The following is a 25,776-nucleotide window of genomic DNA, read 5'->3' as shown; positions in this document are numbered from 1 at the left end:
GGTCAATCCTCGATCAGGGGCTTGGCGACAAGCGTGCCGTAGTTGAAGACGCGCAAATAGAGGAGCGACAGCATGACGCCGATGACGACGAGCACCAGCGCCATGGCGGCACCCAACCCGTATTCGAGATTGCCGGCATAGTTTCTGAGCGCAGTGTGATAGGCGGAGAGCGCCCAGACCTCGGTCGCGTTGCCCGGTCCGCCATTGGTGGCAAGCAGGATTTCATTGAAGGAGGCAAGCAGCGACAAGGTCTGGTAGCAGGTGACGAAGAGGATCGGCCAGCGCATCTGCGGCAGAATGATGTAGCGGATCTGCTGCCAGCGCGAGGCGCCGTCGACCTCGCTCGCATAGAACTGGCTCTTCGGAATGGCTTTCATCGCCGAGGAGAAGACCAGCATGCCCATGGAGGCCCCGATGAAGCCGTTGATCAGCACGACGAAGAACCAGGCGTTATAGGCGTTGTCGAGAAGATAGTTCTTCGGCGGATAGCCGAACTTGCCCATCAGAATCGAAATGAAGCCGGTATCCCAGGCAAGCCACTTCCATAGCATGACGTAGATGACGACGGGGGTAATGCGCGGCAGGAGCCAGATGCCGCGGAAGATCGAGGCCGGCGTCGGCGGCATGTAATGCGTCCAGATGGCCAGCAGCAGCGCATAGCCGACATTGAACAGCATCAGCACCAGCGCGACGTAGAGCACGGTATTCAAGAGCACGCGCGCCATGTCGGGCGAGGTGGTCATGCGCGAAAAATTGTCGGTCGTCCAAACCCAGCCGGTATAAGTGGTCTTGGCGACCGTTTCCTTTTGCTCAGGTGTCAGTTTGAAACCCAGACTATCCAGCGCCGAAAAGAGCTGCTCCTTGCTGTCGAAGCGGGTGTTGAGGACGGAGCGGTTGAACTGTTCGGAAATCTGCTTGACGTCGCGCGTCGAAGGCCGGTCGGCAAGATCCTTGATCATGCGCTCGACGTCGCGGCGTCCAGTGAACACCTCACCTGCATGTTTGGTGCGCAATTCCGCGGCAATCCCCGGCGCAAGCCCGAGCCCTTCGATGGCCTTGAGGCCTGCCTCGTCGATCGTGTAGCGCGGTTCGGCCATCTCGGCGGCGATGTCTGGTATCGCCGATTTCAGCGCGATCAGGGAATTCGGTGCGATCTGGTAGACACCGCCTGATATGCCGGTCGCCGTGGTCATGCTGGTCATCGAAAAGACCGCCGTCAGAACGACCGGCATCAGGAAGAAGAGGATGATCATGATCGCCGCAGGCGCGATCATCACCAGTCCGAGCGTTCTGGACGATTTCATGGAAGCCCCCTCGTCGCGGACCGACCGGGCGGCGGCGCCGCCGCCCGGAAGAGTGCTGCGATCTTAGCGGATGACGATCTTGTCGCCGAGCGTGCTCTTCAGCTCGCTCTCTGCATCATTGACCGCGGCGTCTACGGTCTTGGCGCCGGTCCAGGATGCTTCGAGGTTCTTCCACATGATGTTCCAATATTTGCCGAAATCGGAATTGTTCGGCATCGCATTGGCATGCGGCAGCAGGCGCTCGGTGGCTTCGCGGGTCCAGCGGTCGGCCGAGTAGAATTCGACGGTGGATTCCGACTTGGAGATGCCGAGATGGGCTGATTTGACCGCATGCAGCGCGTTGGTGCGCGGCTCGGAGGCGATCTTGACCAGCTGGGCGGCGATCTCGGTGTCTTCCTTGTCGTGGCCTGCGGTCAGCAGGTAGACGAGCGGATGGGTCAGCGTGTTGGCCTTGCCGCCTTCGCCGGCGGGGATCAGCGTGAAGATCACGTTGCCGAAGAAGTCCTTCAAGCCTTCCTGGTTGACGAGGCGGGCATAGTGCCAGGTGCCGCCATCCCAGATGCCGGCCTTGCCAGTGGCGACTTCCTTCCACCACTGGTCGCCCGGCATGCCGATGTGGTTCTTCTTGGTAACACCGGCCTTCACGGCATCGGCGAAGAACTGATAGGTGCGGGTCATCGCGGCCTTGTCGAAAACGAGTTTGCCGCCTTCTTCCATCGTGCCGCCGAAGCTGGTGTAGAACTGCCAGTAATCAGGACCGTTACTGGTGCGCGGATAAAATCCGTAGCCGGCCTGGACGAGGCCCTTGTCCTGCATCTTCTTTGCGTCTTCGAGCAGGTTCTTCATGGTGTACTTGCCGTCTTGGACGCTCTGCGGCAGCGCGTCCAGATCGGCATCGCTGTAACCGATCGCCTTCATGTAAGGCTTCCAGAAGAACATCGGGCGGGATTCGGCGTCCTGCGGGATGCCGTAGACGGTGCCGTTGTAGGATGCGATCTGCAGCAGGTTTTCATAGATATCGCTGAGCGGCCATGAGTCGAGATCGACATAATCCTCGATCGGAACGATCAATCCGGCCTGCGACCAGGGTGCGATGTCTTCATGGCCGCTGACGACGATATTCGGGGCGGTCTTGGCTTCGGCGGCAAGGGTCAGCGCCTGCTTGAAGTCCTCCCAGGCCGAATAAGGCTTCTTCTCTACGGTGATCTTCAGGTCTTCGCCCTTGAGAGCGGCTTCACGCTGCAGCTGCTGGGCTGCGATCTCGATGGCGTCGAGGCGATAGACGTCGTTCGGGCCGGTGCCGCCGGCCCAGACGCTGATATGAACGTCCTTGGCGAGTGCAATTGCAGAGGTCGACGCCAGGATGGCGGCTGCGACGGCAAGGGATTTCAGTGTCGGCAAAATGGTCATCTTCTTCGTCTCCCTAGAAGAGCAGTGTGAGGCCTCTTGACGGGTCAGCACTGCTGATGATGACCGCTCCGAAACCCCACGAAAACGTGGCGTATCCCGCTCTAGGGGTTGAACGTAACGGCCGAATGACAAAATTGAGCACGTGTGCAAAATTATTATGACGATGTCCGCGCGACTTGCAAGCGGCGGTTTTCGGCAGGCGTCTTTTACGCTTCAAATTGCGTATTTCCTGGGCTAGCATCGCGTCATGAGCCTTGAGTCTGTCCGCGCCTTCCTCAGCGCCTACGCACCCGATATCGAAATCATCGAAACCGCCGAGAGTTCCTCGACGGTAGCACTTGCCGCCGAAGCCCATGGTGTCGAGCCGGCCCAGATCGCCAAGACGATCTGCCTGCGCGTCGGCGAGCAGATGATGCTGGTCGTAGCCGGCGGCACGGCAAGGCTCGACAATCGCAAGTTCAAGGACACGTTTGGAGCCAAGGGGCGCATGCTCGATGCCGAAGAGGTCGCGGCGGTCACCAGCCATCCGGTCGGCGGCGTCTGCCCCTTCGGCCTGCCCTCGCCGTTGCCTATCTATTGCGATATCTCATTGAAACGCTTCGATGAAGTCGTGCCGGCGGCCGGCTCGACCAACTCGGCCGTGCGCATCGAAACCGGGCGGCTGGCTGAGCTGACCGGCGCCAGCTGGGTCGACGTCTGCCAGTAACGGAGCTGAAGAGCTTCACACGGGGGAAAGACTACCTATATTAGGTCTCAACATGCCGTGATTGTGCATGACAGGAGATCAGGAATGCCGAGTGCCGTTTCGCGTTTTGCCAAGATCGCGGCCATTGCCGCACTGACGAGCGCCACCGTTTTTACTTCCCTCGACGATGCCGAGGCGCGCCGCGCCGGCAGCTTCGGTTTCGGAAGCCGCGGCACGCGCACTTTCCAGGCCCCGCCGGTCACCCGCACCGCACCTGCCCCAGCAGCGCCGATCGAACGGTCGATGACGCCGCGTCCGCAGACCACCGCACCTGCCACCGCGCAGCAGCCCCTCGGCGCCCAGCGCCCCGGTTTCTTCGGCGGCTTCGGCCGCTCGATGATCGGCGGCCTGATTGCCGGCGGTCTTCTCGGTATGCTGCTCGGCCACGGTTTCGGCGGCGGCTTCGGTTTCCTTGGCATGCTGTTGCAGATCGCGCTGATCGGCGGCGCCGTCATGCTCGCCATGCGTTATTTTGCCAACCGCCGCCAGCCTTCCTACGGCGTCGGCGGCCAGAGCCAGTCCTATAACATGTCGCCCACGAATAAGTCGTCCTTCCAGATCCCGGCGATCGGTTCGGGGGCCGGTTTCGGCGGGCAGTCGCGCAGCAATCGGCCGAGCGACGAGATCGGGCTGGCGCAGGCCGATCTCGATCAGTTCGAGGAACTGCTGACCCAAGTGCAGACCGCTTACGGCGCCGAGGATTACGGCACGTTGCGCCGGCTGACGACGCCCGAGGCTATGTCCTATCTTGCCGAGGAACTCGGCGAAAACGCTACCAACGGCGTGCGCAACCGCGTCTCCGACGTCAAGCTGCTGCAGGGCGATATCGCCGAGGCCTGGCGCGAAGACGGCCGGGAATATGCGACGCTCGCCATGCGTTATTCCTCGATCGACGCCATGGTCGAGCGCGACAGCGGCCGCGTCGTTTCCGGCGACGACCGCCGACCGAGCGAAAGCACCGAGGTTTGGACCTTCGTGCGCAAGTCTGGCGCCGACTGGAAGCTTGCTGCGATCCAGGGTGCCGAGCAGCGCGCCGCCTAACGCGACGCGCCAAATCGGTATTTTGCTCTAAAGCGCATCGCAATCTTTAAGATTCGCTCCTTGCGCTTTAGATTTTTATTTTCACGCATGTCGTTATCGCAAAACCGCTGCACAGTTTTGCGCGACATGCTTTAATTCACTGCCACCGGTTTGGAGCGCATGCGGGAGACCGTTTCGCGTTCCGCCCGCTTGCAGCGCATCGGCGGCAAGCCGCGATCCATCAGGTCCATGTCTTCGAGCACCATGTCGCCCATCTTCTTGAAGGCGCTGTCGAGGGCGCCAGCCCTATGCGCCGAGCGGATGAAACCTTTTAGGCTCCGCACCGGATGGTCGGGGGGCAGCGGCTCCTGCGGATAAACATCGCTCGCCGCGACGATATGGCCTGACGAGACTGCGGCCATCAATGCATCGAAATCGACGACATCAGCGCGGCTAAGCAAGATGAAGGCTGTGCCCCTGCGCATGCTGGCGAAGGCCTCAGCGCCGAGAAATCCCCTGTTCTCGCTGGTGACGGCGGCGACGACGAAGACGAAATCGCTCTTCGTCAGGACATCGTCCAGGTTTGCCGGCTCAACACCGTCTTCCTCGAGGATCGATTGCGGCAGCCAGGGATCGAACACCCGGATGCGCGCCCTGAAGCCGGACAGCACTCGTCGCAGCGCCTTGCCGAGATCACCGAAGCCGACGATTCCGATCTCGGAGCCGGCGATCAGCCGCGCACTCGAATTGCCCTCGCCGCCCCAGAGTTCGTTGCCTTGGCGGAAAGCGACATCCGCATCGACGATGCCGCGCGCCAAGGCCAGTGCGAAGCCGAGACCGATTTCGGCGACCGGCTCGGCAAAGACCTGGCCTGTCGTCACGACATGGATGCCGCGCTCAAAGAGCACCTCATAGGGCATGTTGTTGAGAAGATTGCTTTCGACGTTGAGGATCGAGCGCAAGGCCGGCATACGTCCCAGCGTGTCCGCCGAAAGCGGCGGCTGGCCGATGATGTAGCGTGCCCTGCCGAGGGTCTCGTCGCCGAGCCCGGCGATATTCTCGGGATCAGCCTCGATGATCTCGTATTTCGCATGCAGTTCGGCGCGCGCCTTGTCGCTGAAGATCAGATCGAGCGTGCGCGGTTCGGGCGCGCTGATCGCCAGCGGCCGTTCGGTATTCGTCATGGGCGTCTCCTCCATCACGGCGGTCCGCGCCGTCTCTGCCGGACGATTGATAGCCTCTGTGGGGGATCGTTTCCAGTTCGATCTTGAGCCGCTCGGCGCTGAGAGACGCTATCGAAAGCGGCATCTGCCTATCGGATAAGCAGTTGAATTGGCTTGTTATTTCGCGGCATTTTCGTTGACTGCGCGAATTCTTTGAACTAGCGTGATTACGCCATTTGGAACCATGCCGGTGTTCGGCGGCCGCAGGATATTCGAAAACTCACGAGGGGAATGAGCAATGAAATCAGCAATCAAGAGCGGCCTGCTTGCCTTGGCTGCCGCAGCGCTTCCAGCCGCCGCCTCCGCCCATCCCGCCATCGGCGAAGCTGCCGGCTTCAGCCACGGCTTTGCCCATCCGATGTCTGGCCTCGATCATGTCCTCGCCATGGTGATGGTCGGTGTTTTCGCATTTCAGCTCGGCGGCCGCGCCACCTGGCTCGGGCCGACGACCTTCGTTCTGGTGATGGCGCTCGGTGGCGCTCTCGGCGTTGCCGGTATCAATGTTCCCTTCGTTGAAATCGGCATCGCGCTTTCCGTTGTCGTCCTCGGCGCCATCGTTGCGCTCAACGTCAAGGCGCCGCTCGCCGCAGCACTCGGCATCATCGGCCTCTTCGCCGTCTTCCACGGTCATGCACATGGCGCCGAAATGCCGGAAAATACCGCCGGAGCCGCCTATGCCGCCGGCTTCATGGCCGCGACGGCGCTGCTGCATGTCGCCGGTCTCGTCCTTGGTTACGTCATCGGCCGCGCCGGAGAACGCCAGGGTGTCTTCGTGACGCGCACGGCAGGTGGCATTGCCGCCATTGCTGGCGTCGGCATCCTGGCCGGCTTGATCTGAGCCTGACGGCATTAACTAGGCCGCGGCCTAGACATCGCGATCCGACAGAACGCCCGGCATGCGTAGCGCACCGCCGGGCGTTTCTGCACCATCGCTGCAAAGTGCTGTGGACTTGACCCAAGTCAAATCCAGCCACGTCGCGTCAGGCTATATCTAGCCAACGATCGACGAAGGGATATCCAAATTGACGCAGGCCTGCCTTGCCGATTGCTGGCGAGACGCGAAAGTCAGTATAGTGATTTCAGAAATTTCTGAAATCACAGACGCAACGGAAATGACCATGAACCTTCCGCCTCTCGTCCAGTCCTTCGTTCTCCATTTCGGCGAAATGGGATCGCGCTGGGGAATCAACCGCACGGTCGGCCAGATCTATGCCCTGCTCTTCGTCTCGCCCGCGCCGGTCTGCGCGGAGGAGATCGCCGAGTCGCTCGGCATCTCGCGCTCCAATGTTTCGATGAGCCTGCGCGAACTGCAGGCCTGGAACCTCGTCATCCTGAAACACAAGCCGGACGACCGCCGCGATTTCTTCACCACGCCGGACGATGTCTGGCACATATTGAGGACGCTTGCCGAGGAGCGAAAGAAGCGTGAAGTCGATCCGACGCTGTCGGTTCTGCGTGAGATCCTGATGCAGCGGCCGGCCAGCGAAGCCGAACGCCATGCGCAGCAGCGCATGAGCGAGATGCACACGCTGATCGAACAGCTGACGCATTGGTATGAAGACGTAAAACAACTTGAAACAGAAAGGCTTGCAACACTACTCTCGCTGGGCGCGAAAGTGACCAAGCTTCTGGAGGCCAAGGACCGGGTCGTTTCGCTCGGCCGCAGCCGCCGGCCGAATCCTGCGAACAAGAGTTAGCGCCATGGGCACTGCTTTCTTCGACGCGACGGACACACAAGAGGCCGAGCCGTTGCCGGACGGCGATACAGTCTCGCCTGTCACCGGCCCTGATGCGAAGGGCGGGCTGCGCAGAGCGGCAATGCTGCAGGTAGTGGCCGCCGCCGTCTGGATCCCGCAGGCCGGGTTGCTGGCCGTCTCCGTCGGCCGCATCGCCGATGGCGGCGGATTGCATGACGTTCTCTGGCCAGCCCTCGGCATGCTTGTCCTCGGATTTGCAAGAAGCTGTCTCGACGCGGCTGGTGGCCGCATGGCCTTTCAGGCCGCCCGCGGCGAGCTCAGCCGCAGGCGGAAGATTGCCGCCGCGGCACTTTCCATGTCGTCGCCGGTCGATCGCGGCCGGCCTGCCTCGGGCAAAGCCGCAAGCGTGCTTGGCGAACAAGCCGAACTGATCGTGCCCTACCTCGCCCGTTTCCAGCCGGCGAGTATGAAGGCGAGCCTTGTGCCGCTCATCATCCTTGCCTTCATTCTGCCGGTCTCATGGATCGCCGCGCTGGTTTTGCTGTTTGCCGCGCCGCTGATTCCCATCTTCATGGCGCTGATCGGCTGGCGTGCCCAGTCGGCCAGCGAAAGACAACTCGTGGCCACCGGTGGCCTCAACGGCTTCCTGCTCGATCGGCTGCGCGGACTGGCGACCATCCGTGCGCTCGACGCAGTCGATTTAACGGCGCTGCGCCTGCGGTCGGAGGCGGAGTCGCTGCGTGCGCGCACTATGGCCGTGCTGAAGATCGCCTTTCTGTCTTCAGCGGTGCTCGAGCTTTTCGCCGCACTCGGCGTGGCGATGATTGCCGTCTATGTCGGTTTCAGTCTGCTCGGCGAAATTCGCTTCGGCACTTGGGTGGGCCGGCTCGACCTGACCGAGGGACTGTTCATCCTGCTGCTCGCACCGGCCTTCTTCGAGCCCCTGCGCGAACTCTCGGCTGTCTGGCACGATCGGGCGGCCGGGGAAGCGGCGCTGAAAGCCCTGGACGCCCTCGCTGCCGGCGGCCTGTTCATCCAAGGAGCAGCCGAAGTCGCGCCAGCAGCATCTGCCGTCGTCGAAGCGCCGGCCATCCGACTTGAGAATGTTGATTTCCGTTACAACGCGGCCGAGCCGTTGATCCTTAACGGTTTCAACCTCGATATCGCGGCCGGCGAACATCTGGCGCTTCTCGGCGCAAGCGGTTCTGGCAAGTCGACGCTTCTTTCGCTCATATCAGGGCTGGCGCCCTGTACCGGCGGACGCATCGTCATCGGCGGCATCGAACTTGCGGATGACACCGCTGCCGCCTTGCGGGCTAGCATGGCATGGATCGGCCAGAGGCCGCATATTTTTGCAGGCACCATCGCCGGCAATATCGCGCTCGGCAGGCCCGGTATCTCGAGTGGCGACGTGACGGATGCGCTCGGCGCAGCCAAGCTCGGAAAAGTCGCCGCCGCCTATGGCAACCGGCCGCTTGGCGAGGGCGGGATCGGACTTTCCGGCGGCGAGGCGCTACGGCTTGCGATCGCGAGGGCCGCCTGCAATCCGCATCTCCGGATCATCCTCGCCGACGAGCCGACCGCGCATCTCGACGCCGCCACCGCCGCCGAGGTTACCGAGAGCCTGCTTTCGCTCTCCAGGGGCCGTACTTTGATCGTTGCGACTCACGATCCGTTGCTTGCCGCCCGCATGCATCGCGCTATGCGCGTCGATGCCGACATCGTTATAAGGGAGGCCGCCGAATGAGCGGATCTGCTGCAGACCTCAAGCCGATTCTGCATCTGTTCCTTGCCGAGCGCCGGCGTGCGCTGCTGCTCGGCGCAGCACTTTCGGCGGCGACGGTGACGGCTGGCATCGCCCTGCTCGGACTGTCCGGCTGGTTCATCACCGCCACCTCGCTCGCCGGCCTTTCGGCCGCTGCCGCCATCACCTTCGACGTCTTCGCGCCGTCAGCCGGCATCCGCCTGCTCGCCATCCTCCGTACGGCGGCGCGTTACGGCGAGAGGCTTGCGACCCATGATGCAACGCTCGGCGTGCTCGCCGCCCTGCGCGAAAGGCTGTTTCGCGGCTTTGCCGAACCGAGTGCTGCCCGCGCGCTGTCACACCGTCCCGCACGGCTGCTCTTCCGGCTGACCGCCGATATCGATGCGCTCGATTCCCTCTACCTGCGCATCCTCGTGCCGGCTGTTGTCGCGATCGGTGCAGCGCTGGCGGCAAGCCTCGTGCTGGGGTTGATGCATCCCTTGTTCGGCCTGTGCTTCGGCCTTTTTCTCGCCGGTGCCGGCCTCGGCCTGCCGCTGATCGCCGGCCGGACGGCGCGCAAACATGCCCGCCAACGCGCCCATGGCATCGAGGCGCTGCGGTCGCGGACGATCGATCTCGTCGCCGGCCAGACCGATCTGCTGATGGCCGGCCGCCTTGCCGCGCAGACAGGTACCATCGCTGCGGCCGACGCCTACTCTGCCCGTGCCGACGACCGGTTGAACCGCGTCGAGACCGGCCTGACATTCGGTTTCGGTCTTGTCTCGACGCTGCTGCTCACCGCATCGCTGCTTGCCGTCGCGGTACTTGCGGAAACGAAGGTGATTACCGCTCCTGTCGCCGCACTCGGCCTGCTCGTCGCCTTTGCGGCAGTCGAACCCTTCGCAGCGCTGCGCCGCGGTGCCCTGGAACTCGGCAGGACGCTGCTTGCGGCAAGGCGTATCGCGCCGCGGCTTGCCGTCGCGGCGGCACCCGAAGCATTGGCGGCGCCGTTGCCCGGATGCGCTTTTTCGCTGGCGAAGGTGTCAGCCTTCCATGAAAACTCCGCCGTGCCGGCGCTCCAGGGCATCGAGCTCGCGCTGGCACAAGGCGAACACCTGGCCGTCATCGGCAGCAGCGGCGCCGGCAAGTCGAGCCTGCTTGCTCTCCTTTCCGGCGAATTGCCGGCAAGGACGGGGAGTGTTGCCGCGATGGCGACGACCTTGCTGACGCAACGGACGGAGCTCTTCGAGGACAGCCTGCGCGGCAACCTGCTCCTTGCGAACCCCGATGCAAGTGAGGCCTGCCTTCGCGAAGCGCTCGCTGCCGCCGGCCTGCTTGCCGATATCGAGGCCATGCCGCAGGGGATCGATACGCTGCTCGGCGAAGGCGGGCTCGGCCTTTCCGGTGGCCAGTCGCGCCGGCTGGCGCTTGCCCGGCTCTTCCTGCGCGACACGCCGCTCTGGCTGCTCGATGAGCCGACCGAGGGCCTTGACGGCGTCACCGCCCGCGACGTGCTCAGCCGTCTCTCGGCAATGGCGGCGGGCCGCTCGCTGGTGATCGCAACGCATATCCGCCGGGAGGCTGCGATCGCAGACCGCATCGCCGTTATCGACGGCGGTCGCATCACCGAAATTTCGCGCCGCGGAGAGGCGGCGTTCGAAAAGGCGCTCGACCGGCTTCGGCCGGACTGAGCAAGAACCGCATGTCCTCACGCGCCGTCCGGCGCTGAGGAACGCTCGTATCCCGTGGGACCGAGGGAGAAAGACAATGGAACTAGATATCGTAGCACTTTCGCGCTTCCAATTCGCGCTGACGGCACTTTACCACTTCCTGTTCGTGCCCCTGACGCTCGGCCTGTCCGTGCTCCTGGCGATCATGGAAACCGTCTATGTCATGACCGGCCGGCAGATCTGGCGGCAGATGACCAAATTCTGGGGCACGTTGTTCGGGATCAATTTCGTGATCGGCGTCGCCACCGGCATCGTCATGGAGTTCCAGTTCGGCATGAACTGGAGCTATTACAGCTATTATGTCGGCGACATCTTCGGTGCGCCGCTGGCGATCGAAGGCCTGATGGCCTTCTTCCTCGAGGCGACCTTCGTCGGGCTGTTCTTCTTCGGCTGGGACAAGCTGTCGAAGGTCGGCCATCTGGTCGCCACCTGGGCTGTGGCACTCGGCTCGAACTTCTCAGCGCTCTGGATCCTGATTGCCAATGGCTGGATGCAGAACCCGGTGGGATCGGCACTCAATCCGCAGACGATGCGCATGGAGATCACAAGCTTCTTCGATGTGGTCTTCAACCCGGTGGCGCAGGCGAAATTCGTTCACACGGTGTCGGCAGGTTATGTCTGTGCTTCGATCTTCGTGCTCGGCGTCTCGGCCTGGTATATAATCAAGGGGCGACATATCGAGCTTGCCAAGCGTTCGATGACGGTTGCGGCCTCCTTCGGCCTCGCTTCGGCGCTTTCGGTCGTCGTCCTTGGCGATGAGAGCGGTTATCTCGCGACCGAGAACCAGAAGATGAAGCTCGCGGCAATCGAGGGCATGTGGAAGACGGAACCGGCGCCGGCGGCCTTCACCGCCTTCGGCTTCCCCGATCAGGAGGCCCGCGAAACGCATTTTGCCGTGCACATTCCCTGGGTCATGGGCCTGATCGGCACGCGCTCGCTGACGACCGAAATCCCCGGCATCGACAAGCTCGAACAGCAAGCCGAAACCCGGATTCGCGACGGTATCAAAGCTTACGACGCGCTGATGCAGATCCGTGCAGTACCGGCGCAGGATCAGGTTGCGCAGGAAGTGCGCAGCTCCTTCGAGGATCTCGGCCATGATCTCGGTTACGCTCTTCTTCTGAAGCGCTACGTCGACGATCCGCGCCAGGCGACCGACGAGCAGATCGTTCAGGCTGCGCGCGATACCATCCCGCACGTGCCGACGCTCTTCTGGTCCTTCCGCATCATGGTCGGCCTCGGTATCTTCTTCATCCTGCTGACCGCCACCTTCTTTTGGCTGTCGGCGCGCCGCCATCTCGACAAATATCCGCTGCTTCTGAAGATTGCCGTGCTGGCGATCCCCCTGCCCTGGGTTGCCATTGAACTCGGCTGGGTCGTTGCCGAGTTCGGCCGCCAGCCCTGGGTGATCGAAGGTATGCTGCCGACGGCAGCCGCCGTCTCCAGCCTCGGCGCCGGCACCGTGCTTCTGACCATCATCGGTTTTGCGGCACTCTACACGACGCTGATCGTCATCGAGATGGGCCTGATGATCAAGGCAATCAAGCAAGGACCGGAGCCGGACGACGAGCCGGAAGCGGTTCTGATTTCCGAAACCCTCGTCCCGGCCGCGGAGTGACCTGCCATGATCCTTCACGAACTCATCGACTATGAAACCCTGCGTCTCATCTGGTGGCTGCTGCTTGGCGTATTGCTGATCGCCTTTGCGACGACAGGCGGTTTCGATCTCGGCGTCGGCACACTTCTGCCTTTCGTCGCCCGGACCGATACGGAACGGCGCGTGGCGATCAACACCATCGGCGCCACCTGGGAGGGCAACCAGGTTTGGCTGATCCTCGGCGGCGGCGCCATCTTCGCCGCCTGGCCGCCGCTTTATGCGGTGTCCTTCTCGGGCTTCTATCTGGCGATGTTTGCGATCCTCTTCGCGCTCATCCTGCGTCCGGTTGGCTTCAAATACCGCTCGAAGCGGGAAAGCGCCCGCTGGCGCAGCGGCTGGGACTGGGCGCTCTTCATCGGCGGTTTCGTGCCCTCACTGATCTTCGGCGTTGCCGTCGGCAATGTGCTGCAGGGCGTGCCCTTCCGCTTTGCCGACGATATGCGGATCTTCTACGAGGGCTCGTTCTTTGCCCTGCTCAACCCTTATGCGCTGCTCTGCGGCCTGCTTTCCCTAGCCATGCTGACGATGCATGGTGCGGCATGGCTGGTGTTGAAGTCGAGTGGCCCGGTCGCAGTGCGTGCCAGAAGCTATGGCAGCATCGCCGCCCTTGCCGTCATCGTGCTTTTCGCACTCGGCGGCCTCTTCCTGTGGATCGGCGTCGGTGGCTATCGCATCACCAGCGATATCAACCCGATCGGCCCCTCCAACCCGCTGCTGAAGACCGTGGCGCTGGAGAAAGGCGCGTGGCTTACCAATTACGCCGCTCATCCATGGATGATCATCGCGCCCGTCCTCGGCTTCGCCGGCGGGGCACTGGCCTTCATTGCCATGCGGGCAAGGCGCGAGGTCATGACGCTGCTCTTCAGCAAGGTGGCGATCTTTGGCATCATCTCGACGGTAGGCCTATCGATGTTCCCGTTCATCCTGCCCTCCTCGCTCGATCCGCGATCAAGCCTGACGGTCTGGGATGCATCCTCCAGCCACATGACACTGTTCATCATGCTGGTCGTGACGGTGATCTTCCTGCCGATCATCTTCGCCTACACGGCCTGGGTCTACAAGGTTCTGTGGGGCAAGGTCGATGAGAAGTCCATCACCGATAAAAATAGCCACGCTTACTAGAGCGATTCAGGAGAACCGCTCTAACCTTTTGTTTTTACGCAATTCCGGACGGAAAACCGCTTCGCACTTTTCCTGGAATTGCTCTGAGGGAGACCAAACGATGTGGTATTTTGCATGGATGCTCGGCCTGCCGCTGGCCGCAGCCTTCGCCGTCCTCAACGCCATGTGGTATGAGCTGATGGACGACGCGGCCAGGAAGAAAGCTTCCGAGCTGCGCAAGTAAAGCAAAGGGCGCGGTTCAAACCGCGCCCTTTGCTGTTGCTTCAGCCTTCCAGCCACTTCACCTGATCGGGTGTCAGCTTGATGTCGAGCGCCGAGAGGCTGTCTTCCAACTCGGCGACGGTGCGCGGCCCGATCAGCGGAATGACCGGGAAAGGCTGGGCGATCACATAGGCAAGTGCGATGTGGATCGGATTGCGTCCGAGTTTGTTGGCAAGCTCGATAGCACGGTCGCGGCGTTCGAAGTTGCGCTCGGAATACCAGACCCGGACGATCTCCTCGTCATCTCGCTTGTCGCGGCCGGCGCGATCGGTAAAGAAGCCACGGCCCTGGCTCGACCAGGCAAAGTTCGGGATCTGTTTCTCGTTCAGCCACTTTTTCCAGTCGTCATCGGAAGCGGCAACGCAGCCGGCCCAGATCGGATCGAGCATCTCGGCGAGCGAGAAGTTGTTGGAAAGTGCTGCTGGCGCCGTCTTGCCGGTCTTTTCGGCATAGGCGATCGCCTCGTCGAAGCGCGCCCGCGTCCAGTTCGAACCACCGAATATGCCGCGGATGCGTCCACGCTTGACCTCGGCATCCATGGCATCGACGAACTCGCCGACGGGCACGTCGGTATTGTCACGATGCATGAAATAGATGTCGACATAGTCGGTCTTCAGCCTCGAAAGCGACTGGTCGAGCTGCTTTGCGATCATATCGGGATAGCAAAGCGGCGAATGCGCGCCCTTGCCGATCAGCACGACCTCCTCGCGCGGCACCTTGCGGCTCGTGTGCCAGTCGCCGAAGATCGCTTCCGTCTTGCCGCCGCCATAGACATAGGCCGTGTCGAAGGCATTGCCGCCGGCCTCGTAGAAGGCGTCGAGCGTCAGCGAGGCGGCGGCGAAGTTCGGGAAGAACTCGAAGCCGAGCGTCACGACCGAGGCCGGCTTGGAAATGCCGGGAATTTGACGCTGCGGAACGCTGTTGCCGCGCGCGATCGCGCCGCCGGCAATGTTTGTCGTGCGTTTGCCGGCTTTTTCCACGCCGTATTCGAGGCCGACCGAGGCACGCCACTGGTCGAGTACACGCAGGTTTCCGATCGAATCTGCCCAGCTCATGCCGGGAGAGCTGAATTCGGTCTTGCCGGCGCGGATGGCATCGCCGGCCGCGTCCGCCTCGAAGGAATAGAGCCAGCGATCCTCCCTGAGTTCGACGGTTTCTCGGCTGCCGCCCTTGAAGATCTCGATCTTACCGACGCCGCCCTTGTGGCCGGAGGCAAACCAGAAGTCCTGGACCTCGATCCGGCCCTCGGAGCCGATGATGCGCAGCACATTGTCCTGCTGCGCCATGATCGAGCATGAGACTTCGGCGATGATCTCGTTCGGGAACTTGAGCACGGCAGATGCCCATTCATCGACGCCGCTTTGGCCGAGATGGGCGACGCCCGAAACCTTCTCCGGTTCGAGGAAGGCCTTGCCCTCTGCGGCGCCGGCAATCAGTCTGGCCATCGAGACCGGATAACCGCCGACATCGAGAATGCCGCCACCGGCCGTGTCGTTGGCGAAAAGCCGGTGTTCCGGCTTGTAGCTGCCCATGTTGAAGCCGAAACTCGATCGGAGGATGCGAACAGTGCCGATGACGCCGCTTTTGACGAGTTCGACCAGCTTCTCTGTCTGCGGATGCACGCGATACATGAAGGCTTCCCCGGCAAAGACGCCGGCTTTTTTCGCCTCGTAATAAACCGCTTCGGCATCATAGGCCGACAGCGCGATCGGCTTTTCCACCAGGATGTGCTTGCCGGCGCGTGCAGCCTTGATCGCCCATTCGGCGTGGCCGGTATGGGGCACGGAGATATAGACAGCATCAACCTCGGGGTCGGAAAGCAGCGCCTCGTAGCCATTGACGATGCGGGCGCCGGGGAAGCTTTCGGCAAGCCCCGGCTTTGCCGGATTGCGGGTAGCAATCGCCACCAGCTTGCCCGTGCGCGAATGGGCGACGCCGTCTGCAAAGGTGCGGGCGATGGTGCCGGGGCCAATGATGCCCCAGCGGATCGGTTGATCTGAAGTCATGGAAAATCCTCTTTCGTCTTTCTGTCCTGGGATTTGGTTCAGCGAAGCCGTTTACCGGCGCCGTCGAAAAGGAATGTGCGGTTGGCGGGAAGGCCGACTGTCAGCGTTTCGCGATTGCCGGCGACGCGCGATTCCGGCCGCTCGATGATCAGTTGCTCGGGACCAATGGTGGCGTAGATGTAACTGGTATTGCCGAGGTGTTCGGCGACGTCGATGGTGACGGTGAGGTCGGCATCGCCCATGCCCGCATCGACGAAATGTTCGGGACGGATGCCGAGCGTCACCTTGGCGCCGGCAGCGACAGGATCGGCGACGGGCAGCGACAGGCGCGTATTGGGATCACTTTCCAGCCCGATCACCGCCCGGCCCGGCTGCGTCTCAACCACCACGGCCTTCAGGAAATTCATCTTCGGCGAGCCTACGAAACCGGCGACGAACTGGTTTGCGGGGTCGTCGTAAAGGTCGAGCGGCGCGCCGATCTGTTCGATATTGCCGGCGCGCAGCACGACGATCCTGTCGGCGAGCGTCATCGCTTCCGTCTGGTCGTGGGTGACGTAGATCATCGTCGTGCCGAGCTGCTTGTGCAGTCTTGATATTTCGACGCGCATCTGCACGCGCAACTCCGCATCGAGGTTCGACAAAGGTTCGTCGAACAGGAAGACCTGGGGTTCGCGGACGATGGCGCGGCCAATGGCGACGCGCTGGCGCTGGCCGCCGGAAAGCTGCTTCGGCCGCCGCTTCATCAACTCGGTGATCTGCAGGATCTCGGCGACATGGCGCACGCGCCGCTCGGTATCGGCTTTCGGATTGCCGTTCATGCGCAGGCCGAAGCTCAAATTTTCCTCGACCGTCAGATGCGGATAGAGCGCGTAGGACTGGAACACCATGGCGATGCCGCGATCGGCCGGCTCGACGTCGTTGACGACCCTGCCGCCGATCTGAAGCTCGCCTGAGGTGATATCCTCGAGGCCGGCGATCATCCTGAGCAGCGTGGACTTGCCGCAGCCGGAGGGGCCGACGAAGACGACGAATTCGCCGTCCTTCACCTCCAGATTGGCGCCGTGGATGATCTCAAAGCCGCCGAAGCGCTTGACGATGTTGCTGAGTGAAAGCTCTGCCATGCGGCCTCCCTATTGTTCGATTATTTGATTGCGCCGGCCGCGATGCCGGCGATGAAATGGCGCTGGAGAGCCACGAAGACGACGAGGATCGGCGCCGTCAGCAGCACCGCGCCGGCCATGATGCCGCCCCATGACACCTTGGTGAGGCCGATCAGCGTTCCGAGCGCCACCGGCGCCGTCATCATTCCCGGTTTGGAATTGATCAGCAGCGGCCAGAGATAGTTGTTCCACGAGGCGAGGAAGAGGATGATCGCCAGTGCCGCCATAGTCGGGCGTGCCAGCGGCAGGGCGATGCGCAGGAAGATCTGCCATTCCTTGACGCCTTCGACCCGGGCCGCATCAAAGAGCTCGCCCGGCATCATCGAGAAAGATTGCCGCATGAACAGCACGCCGAGCGAATTGAACAACGGCGGTACGATCAGCGCCACCCAGGTGTTTGCCAGCTTGAATTCGCGTGCCACCATGATGAATTGCGGGATGACGACCACCGAAAACGGCAGCGTGATCGTGCCGAGGATGATGGCGATAACGATGGAACGGCCGACGAAACGGTAACGCGCCAGCGCCCAGCCCGCCATCGAGGTCAGCAGTACCGACAGGACCGTATAGATGAGCGCGACGCCGACGGAGATCACCATGGCGCCGATGAAATCGGTATCGGCCTGCAGGTTCTTGAAATTCTCGACGAAATTGGTCGATGGCCAGAGCACGATGTCAGGGCTGAAGATGCCGTTGTCGGGCATGGTCGAGAAGACGAACATCATCCAGAGCGGAAACAGCCAGATGATCGCGAGCGGAGCCAGTGCGGCATGCAACGCGATCTGGCGCAGCAGAAGGGATTGCGATTTGGATTTCATTTCGGATCCCTCCCGACCCAGAGATTGAGAAGCGAGATCGCCACGGCAAGGGCAGCCATCGTATAGGCGATCGCCGAGGCATAGCCGAAGTTCAGCGAAGTGAAGCCCTGGCGATAAAGCAGCAGGCCGAGCGTCTCGGTGCCGCCGCCGGGACCGCCACGATTGGTGATCAGGAAGGGCTCGGTGAACAGCTGCATGGTGCCGATCACCGAAAGAACCACGCAAAAGAGGATGATCGGTTTCAGAAGCGGCAGGGTGATATGAAAGAATTGCTGGATCTTGCTCACCCGGTCGAGTGTCGCTGCCTCGTAGACATCGTCGGGAATCGACTGCAGACCGGCGAGGATGATGATCGCGTTGTAGCCCGCCCAGCGCCATGTGACGGCAAGGATGATCAACGCCATGGCGGCGTTCGCGTTGTCGAACCAGGAGACCGGGCTCAGACCGACGGCCGAGATCAGCTTGTTGATGATGCCGAAATCGAGGCTGAACATCAGCCGGAAGACGGCAGCATAGGCGACCTCGCCGACGACGACAGGCGCAAAGAAGGCGAAGCGGAAGAGCGGCCGCGCTTTCAGCAGCGGCGAATTGAGCATTACGGCCATGACCGTCGCAAGCGCGATCATCACAGGCACCTGGATCAACAGGATGATCAGCGTATTGTAGAGAGCGTTGTAGAAAGCCGGGTCATAGAAGAGCCGGCCCCAATTGGCCTGGAAACTGAATTTCCACGGATTGATTCGGGTGTTCTGAAACGAAATCAGGAACGAGTTGATGATCGGCCAGACCCAGAAGGTGGCAAAGACCAGCAGATAGGGGGCGAGGAACGCATAGGCGCTCCGGGTTCTGAACGGCATCAAGCCTCCTCCTCACGAACGAATGACCGGCCGCTTTGCAAACCGGGGGAAAGCCGGGCGCCTGAAGCGCCCGGCATCGTCATTCATTGCGCGATCGGAAGGCCGGTCGCCGAAGCGATCTGGTTGGCGGCATCGTCGAGAGCCGCCTTCGCATCGGGATAGCCGCCGGAGAAGAACTTCGTCTGCGTTGCCTTGAAGATGGCTTCGGCATCACTTTGGAAGGCGGTGCCGCGGCTCGGCACGATCTTCGGCAGTGTCGCCAGGATATCCGCCCAGACCTTCTGGCCGCCCCAATAGGGCTGCGGTTCATTGACGAAGGGATCCTTCTCGGCCGAAAGCAGCGACGGGACCAGACCGAATTCCTTCAGCATGGTGATCTGGCCCTCATCCGTGCCGAGGGCGTAGTTGACGAATTTCCAGGCAGCTTCCTTGTTTGCGGATGTCGCCGAAATGGCGAGCGACGAACCGCCGAGATTGGCCGCGTGCGGGCCATCGGCCGTCAGGCTCGGCATTCTGTAGACGCCCCACTTGCCCTTGAGATCGGGAGAGGTCGAGCGCACGGTGCCCTCATACCAGCCGCCATACAGCTGGCTTGCGGCCTTGCCGGCGGTATTGGCCTGGATCTTTTCGTCCCAGTTGGCCGACGTCAGCGTCCCGGCATCCTTCATCTCCTTCACCTTTTGCAGCGAGGCGACGCAGGCCGGCTGGTTGATGGTGATATTCTGGCCGTCGGTCGAGTAGTAGCCGCAGCCCTGTTCGTTGGCGATCATGCGAAACCATTCGCTGTCGCCGTTGAAGTCGGCCTGGGCCATGACGACGCCGGGATTGGCGGCGGAAACCTTTTTGCCGGCAGCGATGAAATCGTCCCAGGTGCTGATCGTGCTCGGATCGACGCCGGCCTTTTCGTAGAGATCGCGGCGGTAGAAGACGGCGACAGGACCGGAATCCCACGGCATGGCATAGGCGACATCGCCGACTTCAAGCTCGGTGCGCTTGAAATCAGGGAATTTCGCCTGGATATCGGCCGTGTAGCCGAGCTCCTTCAGATTGGCGAAGCAATCCGGGAAACGGCTCCAGAAGATTTCAGCCTCGAAATTCTCGATGCTGACGATGTCAGGCAAGCCGTCTCCGCCGGCAGCGCAGGCAGCGAGCGTCTTGTCGAAGACCTGGCTGTTGCCGAGGTCCTCGACGGTGATCTTGATATCGGGAAACTGCTTGTTGAAGCCTGGAAGCGTGGACTTCAATGCCGATGCAGCGACATTCCAGCTCCAGATGGTGAGATTAGCCGACTGCGCGAATGCGGAGCCGGAAGCAAGCAATGCTACAGCTGCGGTCGCAGCGAGAAGTTTGAAGCGCATTGAAAATCCTCCCTTTTCAATTGCCGATCTTTCACGAACGCGGTTAGACTATCTGTAAGGGAGCGGGTGTCTCCTAAAAAGGGAACATGAATTTGGCGGAAAGTAAGGTCGGCACACGTGCAATCTACCAGCCCGGCGCGAGCAGCATCGAGGGTTTGCCGACAGCGCTGCAGATGTTTCATGCCCATCCACCTGTCATGGCCATGCCGCACTGGCATGCGCAGGTCGAGGTCAACTACGTGATGCGCGGCACCGTGCACTACCGGATGAGCGACCACGAATTCCGGCTGAACGCCGGCGAAATGTGCCTCTTTTGGGGTGGTCAGCCACATCAGATGGACGAATCCTCGGATGATTCGCTCTATGCCGGCGCCCATCTGCCGCTCGTCTATTTCTTCCGGCTGCGCCTGCCGATCAACGTTTCCAGCCGGCTGATGAAGGGCGAGACGCTGCTGACCTCGGCAACGGATGCCGCCGACAGGGAGAACTTCACCCGCTGGTTCCGCTATGCCAACTCAGGCGATCCCGCCAAGGCCCAGCACGCCGTCGACGAACTGCTGCTGCGCATCGAGCGGATCGCGCTCGAACCCTATTCGATGACATCGCAGGCGGCCATCAATCTCGACGGCGATCACCCGTATCCTCATTCCTCGCGCAGCGTCGCGCGCATGTGCGATTTCATCGCCGCCAATTTCCTGCACGACATCGATTCGGTCGATATCGCCCGCGCCGCCGACCTGCATCCGAAATATGCGATGAACCTGTTCAAGCGATCGACCGGCATGACGCTCAGCAAATATGTGACACTGCTGCGGCTGTCGCGCGCTCAGGCGATGCTGATGAGCGAGGGCGCCAACGTGCTGCAGGTGGCGATGGACAGCGGCTTCGGCTCGATCAGCGCCTTCAACAAATCCTTCCGCCACATCGCCGGCATGTCGCCGTCGGACTTCCGCCGCGATATCCGGCTGGTGACTACGGTCCCGGCCGGCGCTTTCCGGAACTAGCTCAGGGCCAGCCGCAATTCGGCGTTCTGTGCGTCTGCCTGCGACTTGTTTTTCACTGGGCAAAAAGGAACCAACGCCTAAGGTGGCGGCAGAATACGCACATTTTCTGTGCAAGTGCATGCACTATTGCATTTGCCAGGGAATTGGCGCCATCGCACCCTCAATAAAATCAATGATTTATAATTTGGCACACACTTTGCTTCGATAGTTGCAGAGTTGGTGGCTAGGGTTCCGGCGTCGCAAGGCGTGGCTGGTCCGAGAGCTACCACCGGCAGGGGAGACATCCCGCCGGGTGCACGGCGGGACAAAAGCCCGGGAGACCTCGTAAGCCAAGGGATTGGCGGCACGATGGTCATTGCCGATCCCTTTTGAAGAAAAGCAAAAGGGGAATTTCAATGCAGACTTTTTCGAAGATTCTATCGATTACCGCACTGACGGCGTCCCTGGCGCTGGGACTCGGCTCCATCGCGAAGGCCGAACAGAAAACTGACTTCAAGGTTGCCTGGTCGATCTATGTCGGCTGGATGCCCTGGGGTTACGCCGCCGATCACGGCATCGTCAAGAAATGGGCCGACAAATACGGCATCAAGATCGAGGTGACCCAGTTCAACGACTACGTCGAATCGATGAACCAGTATACCGCAGGCGCCTTCGACGCCGTGACCCTCACCAACATGGACGGCCTGTCGATCCCGGCTGCCGGCGGCGTCGATACCACAGCCGTGATTGTCGGCGACTTCTCGAACGGCAATGATGCCGTCATCCTCAAGGACAAAGCGAGCCTTGCCGACATCAAGGGACAGAACGTCAATCTCGTCGAATTTTCCGTCTCGCACTACCTGCTCGCCCGCGCACTCGAAAGCATCAAGCTGACCGAGCGCGACGTGAAAGTGGTCAACACCTCCGACGCCGACATGGTCGCCGCTTACAAGACGGCTGACGTGACCGCGGTCGTCACCTGGAACCCGCTGGTCTCGACCATCCTCGAGGATCCCACGGCCAAGAAGGTCTTCGACAGCTCACAGGTGCCGGGCGAGATCATCGACCTGATGGTCGCCAATTCAGGCGTGCTGAAGGACAATCCGAATTTCGGCAAGGCGCTCGCCGGCATCTGGTATGAAACCGCAGCACTACTGACTGCCGACAGTGCCGACGGCAAGGCCGCACGCGAGGCGATGGGCCAGGCATCGGGCACCGATCTCAAGGGCTTCGAATCCCAGCTTGCCGCCACCAAGCTGTTTGCTAAGCCGGCCGATGCCGTTGCCTTCACTGCCTCGGGCAGCCTGCCGAAGACAATGGATCTTGTCCGCAACTTCCTGTTCGAGAAGGGCCTGCTCGGCAATGGCGCGCCGTCGGCCGATGTCATCGGCATTGAAATGCCGGACGGCAAGATCCTCGGCGACACCGGCAACGTCAAGCTGCGCTTCACCGAGACCTACATGAAGGCCGCCGCCGACGGTTCGCTCTGAGCGATGTAAAAGCCGCGGCGCGGCATTGACCGCGCCGCCTGACCTTCATCAGCGGAGCTTTCCTCATGCGCTGGATCAACACAAGGCCGAGCCGGGGTGCGCAACTTGCCCTGACGCTGCTGCCCTTCGTGCTGCTGATCGTTGCCTACACTTTCGGCTCGGCGGCACGATTGGCGGAAAATGCCAATGACAAGCTGCTGCCCGGTCTTGCCGGTTTTGCCGATGCGATCGACCGTATGGCCTTTGTTGCCGATCCGCGCACCGGCGAATACCTGCTTTGGTCCGATACCGGCGCGAGCCTGGTCCGCCTGTTTGCCGGCCTTAGCATCTCCACGATCACCGCGCTCGTCATCGGCATGCTGATCGGCATGCTGCCCTATCTCCGGGCGCTGCTCTCCCCTTTCGTCGCCGTTATCTCAATGGTGCCGCCGCTGGCGCTGCTGCCGATCCTCTTCATCGCCATGGGGCTTGGCGAAGCCTCGAAGATCGCGCTCATCGTCATCGGCGTTGCGCCGACAATGATCCGCGACCTTGCGCTAAAGGCGCTGGAACTGCCACGCGAACAGATCGTCAAGGCTGAAACGCTCGGCGGGTCCTCCTGGCAGATCGGCCTTCGCGTCGTGCTGCCGCAGATCCTGCCGCGGCTGATCACCTGCCTCAGGCTTCAACTCGGTCCAGCCTGGCTGTTCCTGATCGCCGCCGAAGCGATTTCGTCGGATTCCGGTCTCGGCTACCGCATCTTCCTCGTCCGCCGCTATCTCTCGATGGACGTCATCTTTCCCTATGTCGTCTGGATCACGCTGCTCGCCGTGGTCATGAATTATATCCTCGATCGCATCCGCATCGCCGTCTTCCCCTGGTCGGAACTGGAGAAGCAGGCATGAGCGAACTGGTGATCGAAAGGGTCTGGAAAGAGTATGGTGACCAGATCGTACTCGAAGATGTGTCGCTGACTGTCGCCGCGCGCGCATTCGTCGCCCTTGTCGGCCCGTCCGGCTGCGGCAAGTCGACGTTCCTGCGCATGCTGCTCGGCCAGGAGCGGCCAACGCGAGGGACCATCTTGCTGGACGGCGAAGCTCTGCCGCAGGAGCCAGGGCCGGATCGCGGCGTCGTCTTCCAGCGCTACTCGGTCTTCCCGCATCTGACCGTGCTCGGCAATGTGCTGCTTGGGCGGGAACTCTCAGCGTCTCGCTATAAGGCCAAGCTTTTCGGCGCTGCCCGTCGCAATGCCATCGACGAAGCCCGGCGACTGATCGGCGAGGTCGGCCTTTCCGGCGCCGAGGGCAAATATCCGGCGCAACTATCCGGCGGCATGCAGCAACGCCTGGCGCTGGCGCAGGCGCTGATCATGAAACCGAAGGTGCTGCTGCTCGATGAGCCCTTCGGCGCGCTTGACCCCGGCATCCGCACCGAAATCCACACATTGATGAAGCGCCTCTGGCACGAAACGCAGATGACCGTCGTCATGGTGACGCACGACATGCGCGAGGCCTTTACGCTGGCGACGCGGGTCGTCGCCTTCGAGCGCAAGCGTGACCGCCCGGAGGAAAAGGAACGCTACGGCGCGACGATCACCAAGGACATTTCCATCTGGCCGCCCAGGCTTGCCGGCGCGCCCACCGTCTTCAGCCCCGACCGGGACGGCCCGGTCATTTCTCTGGGCCTTCGCCGGGACGACCCGGCTTCCAGTCCGTCAGGAGAAAAACCATGATGCATGTCAGACGTTCGCCCGAAGAGATCGCCGCCAACCGGCAGCGTTATGAGGAACATCAGAAGAAGGGGCTGGAATTTGCGCCGAAGGCCCTGCCGGCGCCGAGCCCCCTGCCCGCCCCCGCAATCGATGCCACCGCGATCATCCATCAGGAGACCATCCCCGGCGGCTGGTACTGGTCAACCGCGCTGAAGCGCAGCGAGGCGCTCCGCATTGACCAGGGCGAAGGCGGATCGACCGTGGCGCTCGTTGCCTGGAACGCCACTGATACCAGCGAACGGCTCAATCTCGTCGATACGGTCAAGGTGCAGTGGACGACCGCTCTCGGCAAGGGCCGAGTCATCTTCTCAGACATGGGTCGAGTGATGTTTTCGCTGATCGAGGATAGTTCCGGCGCCCACGACTGCCTGATGGGCGGCTCGACCGCAGCTTCGAACGTCGCAAAATATCCCGGCGTCAAGACCCGTAACACCCGCGACAATCTCGTGCTCGTCGCCGGCAAGCTTGGTTTCACCAGGCGCGACATCCCTTCGATTCTCAATCTCTTCGCCCCCGTCCGCGTCGACGACGACGGTGGCTTCCACTGGCGCGGCAAACTCTCCAACAGCGGCGATTATGCCGAGCTGCGCGCTGAAATGGACATGATCGTCGGCCTTTCCAATTGCCCGCATCCACTCGATCCCGATCCGGTCTATGCGCCGAAGCCGGTGATCGTCACGCGCTTTCGCGCGCCCGCACCCGCAGTCGACGATCTGTCGCGCACGGCAACCGCCGAAGCCCTTCGCGGTTTCGAGAACAACGCCTCGATGCTGGCCTGAGGAGGATGACGATGACCGATTTCATCAAGACTTCAGCTTCGCGCAGCCTCGAAAACGCCGTGCAGGAACATTTCATCCCGGCCGAAGCGCCGTGGTCCGGCATCGTGCGCAAGGGTCAGACCATCCGCATCGAGGACAGCTACGGCCAACAGGCGATCGATACGCTGTTTTATCGCGCCGATGATTTTGCCGAACGTTATTCCAACCAGGATACGATGCGGGCACAAGGTGGCGCCTATATCGGCACCGGCACGCAGATCATCTCGAACGAAGGCAACGTCATGCTTGTCATGACGGCCGACAGCTGCGGCCGCCACGATACATCAGCCGGCGCCTGCTCCTGCGAGAGCAACACGGTGCGCTTTGGCCACGGCACCAAATACCTGCATGCCTGCCGCGACAATTTCGTGATCGAGGTGACAAAACACGGCATGAGCAAGCGCGACATCGTGCCGAACATCAATTTCTTCATGAACGTGCCGATCAAGCCGAACGGCGAGATGACCATCGTCGACGGCATTTCCGCGCCTGGCGACTATGTCGAACTGGTGGCGGAGATGGACGTGCTCTGCGTCATCTCCAATTGCCCGCAGATCAACAATCCTTGCAACGGTTTCGATCCGACGCCGATCCGGGTGCTGATCTGGGACGGCGAGGACTGA

23 protein-coding genes and 1 riboswitch are annotated in these 25,776 nt (G+C 61.8%); of the genes, 15 read left to right on the top strand and 8 right to left on the bottom strand.

Going from position 1 to position 25,776, the window contains the following annotated elements:
- Window positions 1–2 precede the first annotated feature (2 nt).
- Together ELH03_RS30670 and ELH03_RS30665 are read right to left on the bottom strand one after the other, a co-directional pair.
- Complete coding sequence (locus tag ELH03_RS30670) at window positions 3–1,304, bottom strand: carbohydrate ABC transporter permease (RefSeq protein ID WP_128401120.1); 1,302 nt, start codon at window positions 1,302–1,304, stop codon at window positions 3–5.
- A gap of 63 nt (window positions 1,305–1,367) precedes the next feature.
- On the bottom strand, window positions 1,368–2,714 hold the full coding sequence (locus ELH03_RS30665) for an extracellular solute-binding protein (protein ID WP_128401119.1): 1,347 nt from the start codon (window positions 2,712–2,714) through the stop codon (window positions 1,368–1,370).
- Between the two features lie 247 nt (window positions 2,715–2,961).
- Here ELH03_RS30665 and ELH03_RS30660 point away from each other — a divergent pair, with 247 nt between their 5' ends.
- Together ELH03_RS30660 and ELH03_RS30655 are read left to right on the top strand one after the other, a co-directional pair.
- Window positions 2,962–3,420 carry a YbaK/EbsC family protein gene (locus tag ELH03_RS30660; RefSeq protein ID WP_130767259.1) on the top strand — a complete coding sequence of 153 codons (459 nt, stop codon included), beginning with the start codon at window positions 2,962–2,964 and terminating at the stop codon, window positions 3,418–3,420.
- Window positions 3,421–3,504: 84 nt separating this feature from the next.
- Window positions 3,505–4,500, top strand: a complete 996-nt coding sequence (locus ELH03_RS30655; protein WP_130767258.1) for a Tim44 domain-containing protein — start codon at window positions 3,505–3,507, stop codon at window positions 4,498–4,500.
- Between the two features lie 131 nt (window positions 4,501–4,631).
- Here the strand turns inward: ELH03_RS30655 and ELH03_RS30650 are convergent, their stop codons facing one another.
- Window positions 4,632–5,663 (bottom strand): hydroxyacid dehydrogenase, encoded by a 1,032-nt coding sequence (locus ELH03_RS30650; protein WP_130767257.1) that lies wholly within the window; start codon window positions 5,661–5,663, stop codon window positions 4,632–4,634.
- Between the two features lie 277 nt (window positions 5,664–5,940).
- On the opposite strand from ELH03_RS30650, the gene ELH03_RS30645 reads away from it, so the two are divergent.
- The 7 genes from ELH03_RS30645 to cydX all read left to right on the top strand — a co-directional run bounded on the left by ELH03_RS30645 (window position 5,941) and on the right by cydX (window position 13,875).
- Window positions 5,941–6,540 (top strand): HupE/UreJ family protein, encoded by a 600-nt coding sequence (locus tag ELH03_RS30645; RefSeq protein ID WP_130767256.1) that lies wholly within the window; start codon window positions 5,941–5,943, stop codon window positions 6,538–6,540.
- Between the two features lie 280 nt (window positions 6,541–6,820).
- Window positions 6,821–7,399 carry a GbsR/MarR family transcriptional regulator gene (locus ELH03_RS30640; RefSeq protein WP_018448951.1) on the top strand — a complete coding sequence of 193 codons (579 nt, stop codon included), beginning with the start codon at window positions 6,821–6,823 and terminating at the stop codon, window positions 7,397–7,399.
- Between the two features lie 4 nt (window positions 7,400–7,403).
- A complete protein-coding gene (gene cydD / locus ELH03_RS30635) occupies window positions 7,404–9,146 on the top strand; it encodes a thiol reductant ABC exporter subunit CydD (RefSeq protein WP_130767255.1) in 1,743 nt (580 codons plus the stop codon).
- Window positions 9,143–10,834: an amino acid ABC transporter ATP-binding/permease protein gene (locus ELH03_RS30630; RefSeq protein WP_130767254.1), complete on the top strand. Its 1,692-nt coding sequence runs from the start codon at window positions 9,143–9,145 to the stop codon at window positions 10,832–10,834. The genes cydD and ELH03_RS30630 overlap by 4 nt, the downstream gene beginning before the upstream one ends.
- Window positions 10,835–10,910: 76 nt before the next feature.
- Entirely contained in the window at window positions 10,911–12,491 is a 1,581-nt protein-coding gene (locus ELH03_RS30625) for a cytochrome ubiquinol oxidase subunit I (RefSeq protein ID WP_130767253.1), read from the top strand.
- 6 nt (window positions 12,492–12,497) lie between these two features.
- Entirely contained in the window at window positions 12,498–13,652 is a 1,155-nt protein-coding gene (gene cydB / locus ELH03_RS30620) for a cytochrome d ubiquinol oxidase subunit II (protein WP_130767252.1), read from the top strand.
- A 100-nt stretch (window positions 13,653–13,752) separates the two neighbouring features.
- A complete protein-coding gene (gene cydX, locus ELH03_RS30615) occupies window positions 13,753–13,875 on the top strand; it encodes a cytochrome bd-I oxidase subunit CydX (protein ID WP_130767251.1) in 123 nt (40 codons plus the stop codon).
- Window positions 13,876–13,915: 40 nt separating this feature from the next.
- On the opposite strand, the gene ELH03_RS30610 is transcribed toward cydX, so the two are convergent.
- The 5 genes from ELH03_RS30610 to ELH03_RS30590 all read right to left on the bottom strand — a co-directional run bounded on the left by ELH03_RS30610 (window position 13,916) and on the right by ELH03_RS30590 (window position 20,112).
- On the bottom strand, window positions 13,916–15,919 hold the full coding sequence (locus ELH03_RS30610; RefSeq protein ID WP_130767250.1) for an aldo/keto reductase: 2,004 nt from the start codon (window positions 15,917–15,919) through the stop codon (window positions 13,916–13,918).
- Between the two features lie 38 nt (window positions 15,920–15,957).
- A complete protein-coding gene (locus ELH03_RS30605) occupies window positions 15,958–17,040 on the bottom strand; it encodes an ABC transporter ATP-binding protein (RefSeq protein WP_128401109.1) in 1,083 nt (360 codons plus the stop codon).
- A 20-nt stretch (window positions 17,041–17,060) separates the two neighbouring features.
- Window positions 17,061–17,897 carry a carbohydrate ABC transporter permease gene (locus ELH03_RS30600; protein ID WP_063476083.1) on the bottom strand — a complete coding sequence of 279 codons (837 nt, stop codon included), beginning with the start codon at window positions 17,895–17,897 and terminating at the stop codon, window positions 17,061–17,063.
- Complete coding sequence (locus ELH03_RS30595) at window positions 17,894–18,754, bottom strand: carbohydrate ABC transporter permease (RefSeq protein WP_017992298.1); 861 nt, start codon at window positions 18,752–18,754, stop codon at window positions 17,894–17,896. Before ELH03_RS30595 ends, ELH03_RS30600 begins: the two co-directional genes overlap by 4 nt.
- A gap of 83 nt (window positions 18,755–18,837) precedes the next feature.
- Entirely contained in the window at window positions 18,838–20,112 is a 1,275-nt protein-coding gene (locus ELH03_RS30590) for an extracellular solute-binding protein (RefSeq protein ID WP_130767249.1), read from the bottom strand.
- 86 nt (window positions 20,113–20,198) lie between these two features.
- Here ELH03_RS30590 and ELH03_RS30585 point away from each other — a divergent pair, with 86 nt between their 5' ends.
- The 6 genes from ELH03_RS30585 to ELH03_RS30560 all read left to right on the top strand — a co-directional run bounded on the left by ELH03_RS30585 (window position 20,199) and on the right by ELH03_RS30560 (window position 25,776).
- Window positions 20,199–21,116: a helix-turn-helix domain-containing protein gene (locus tag ELH03_RS30585; protein WP_128401107.1), complete on the top strand. Its 918-nt coding sequence runs from the start codon at window positions 20,199–20,201 to the stop codon at window positions 21,114–21,116.
- 212 nt (window positions 21,117–21,328) lie between these two features.
- A riboswitch (guanidine-I (ykkC/yxkD leader) is annotated at window positions 21,329–21,437 on the top strand.
- A gap of 74 nt (window positions 21,438–21,511) precedes the next feature.
- Window positions 21,512–22,585: a putative urea ABC transporter substrate-binding protein gene (locus ELH03_RS30580; protein ID WP_128401106.1), complete on the top strand. Its 1,074-nt coding sequence runs from the start codon at window positions 21,512–21,514 to the stop codon at window positions 22,583–22,585.
- Window positions 22,586–22,650: 65 nt separating this feature from the next.
- Window positions 22,651–23,469 carry an ABC transporter permease gene (locus ELH03_RS30575; protein WP_128401105.1) on the top strand — a complete coding sequence of 273 codons (819 nt, stop codon included), beginning with the start codon at window positions 22,651–22,653 and terminating at the stop codon, window positions 23,467–23,469.
- The gene (locus ELH03_RS30570; protein WP_128401104.1) at window positions 23,466–24,296 is read left to right on the top strand and encodes an ABC transporter ATP-binding protein; all 831 of its coding nucleotides are present in this window, start codon (window positions 23,466–23,468) and stop codon (window positions 24,294–24,296) included. Before ELH03_RS30575 ends, ELH03_RS30570 begins: the two co-directional genes overlap by 4 nt.
- Window positions 24,293–25,114: an urea amidolyase associated protein UAAP1 gene (locus tag ELH03_RS30565; protein WP_130767248.1), complete on the top strand. Its 822-nt coding sequence runs from the start codon at window positions 24,293–24,295 to the stop codon at window positions 25,112–25,114. The genes ELH03_RS30570 and ELH03_RS30565 overlap by 4 nt, the downstream gene beginning before the upstream one ends.
- 11 nt (window positions 25,115–25,125) lie before the next feature.
- Entirely contained in the window at window positions 25,126–25,776 is a 651-nt protein-coding gene (locus tag ELH03_RS30560; RefSeq protein ID WP_130767247.1) for an urea amidolyase associated protein UAAP2, read from the top strand.

Origin of the sequence: Rhizobium beringeri, from assembly GCF_004306515.1 — a bacterium.
GTDB lineage: Bacteria > Pseudomonadota > Alphaproteobacteria > Rhizobiales > Rhizobiaceae > Rhizobium > Rhizobium beringeri.
This window is presented reverse-complemented; position numbering and strand designations above follow the sequence as displayed.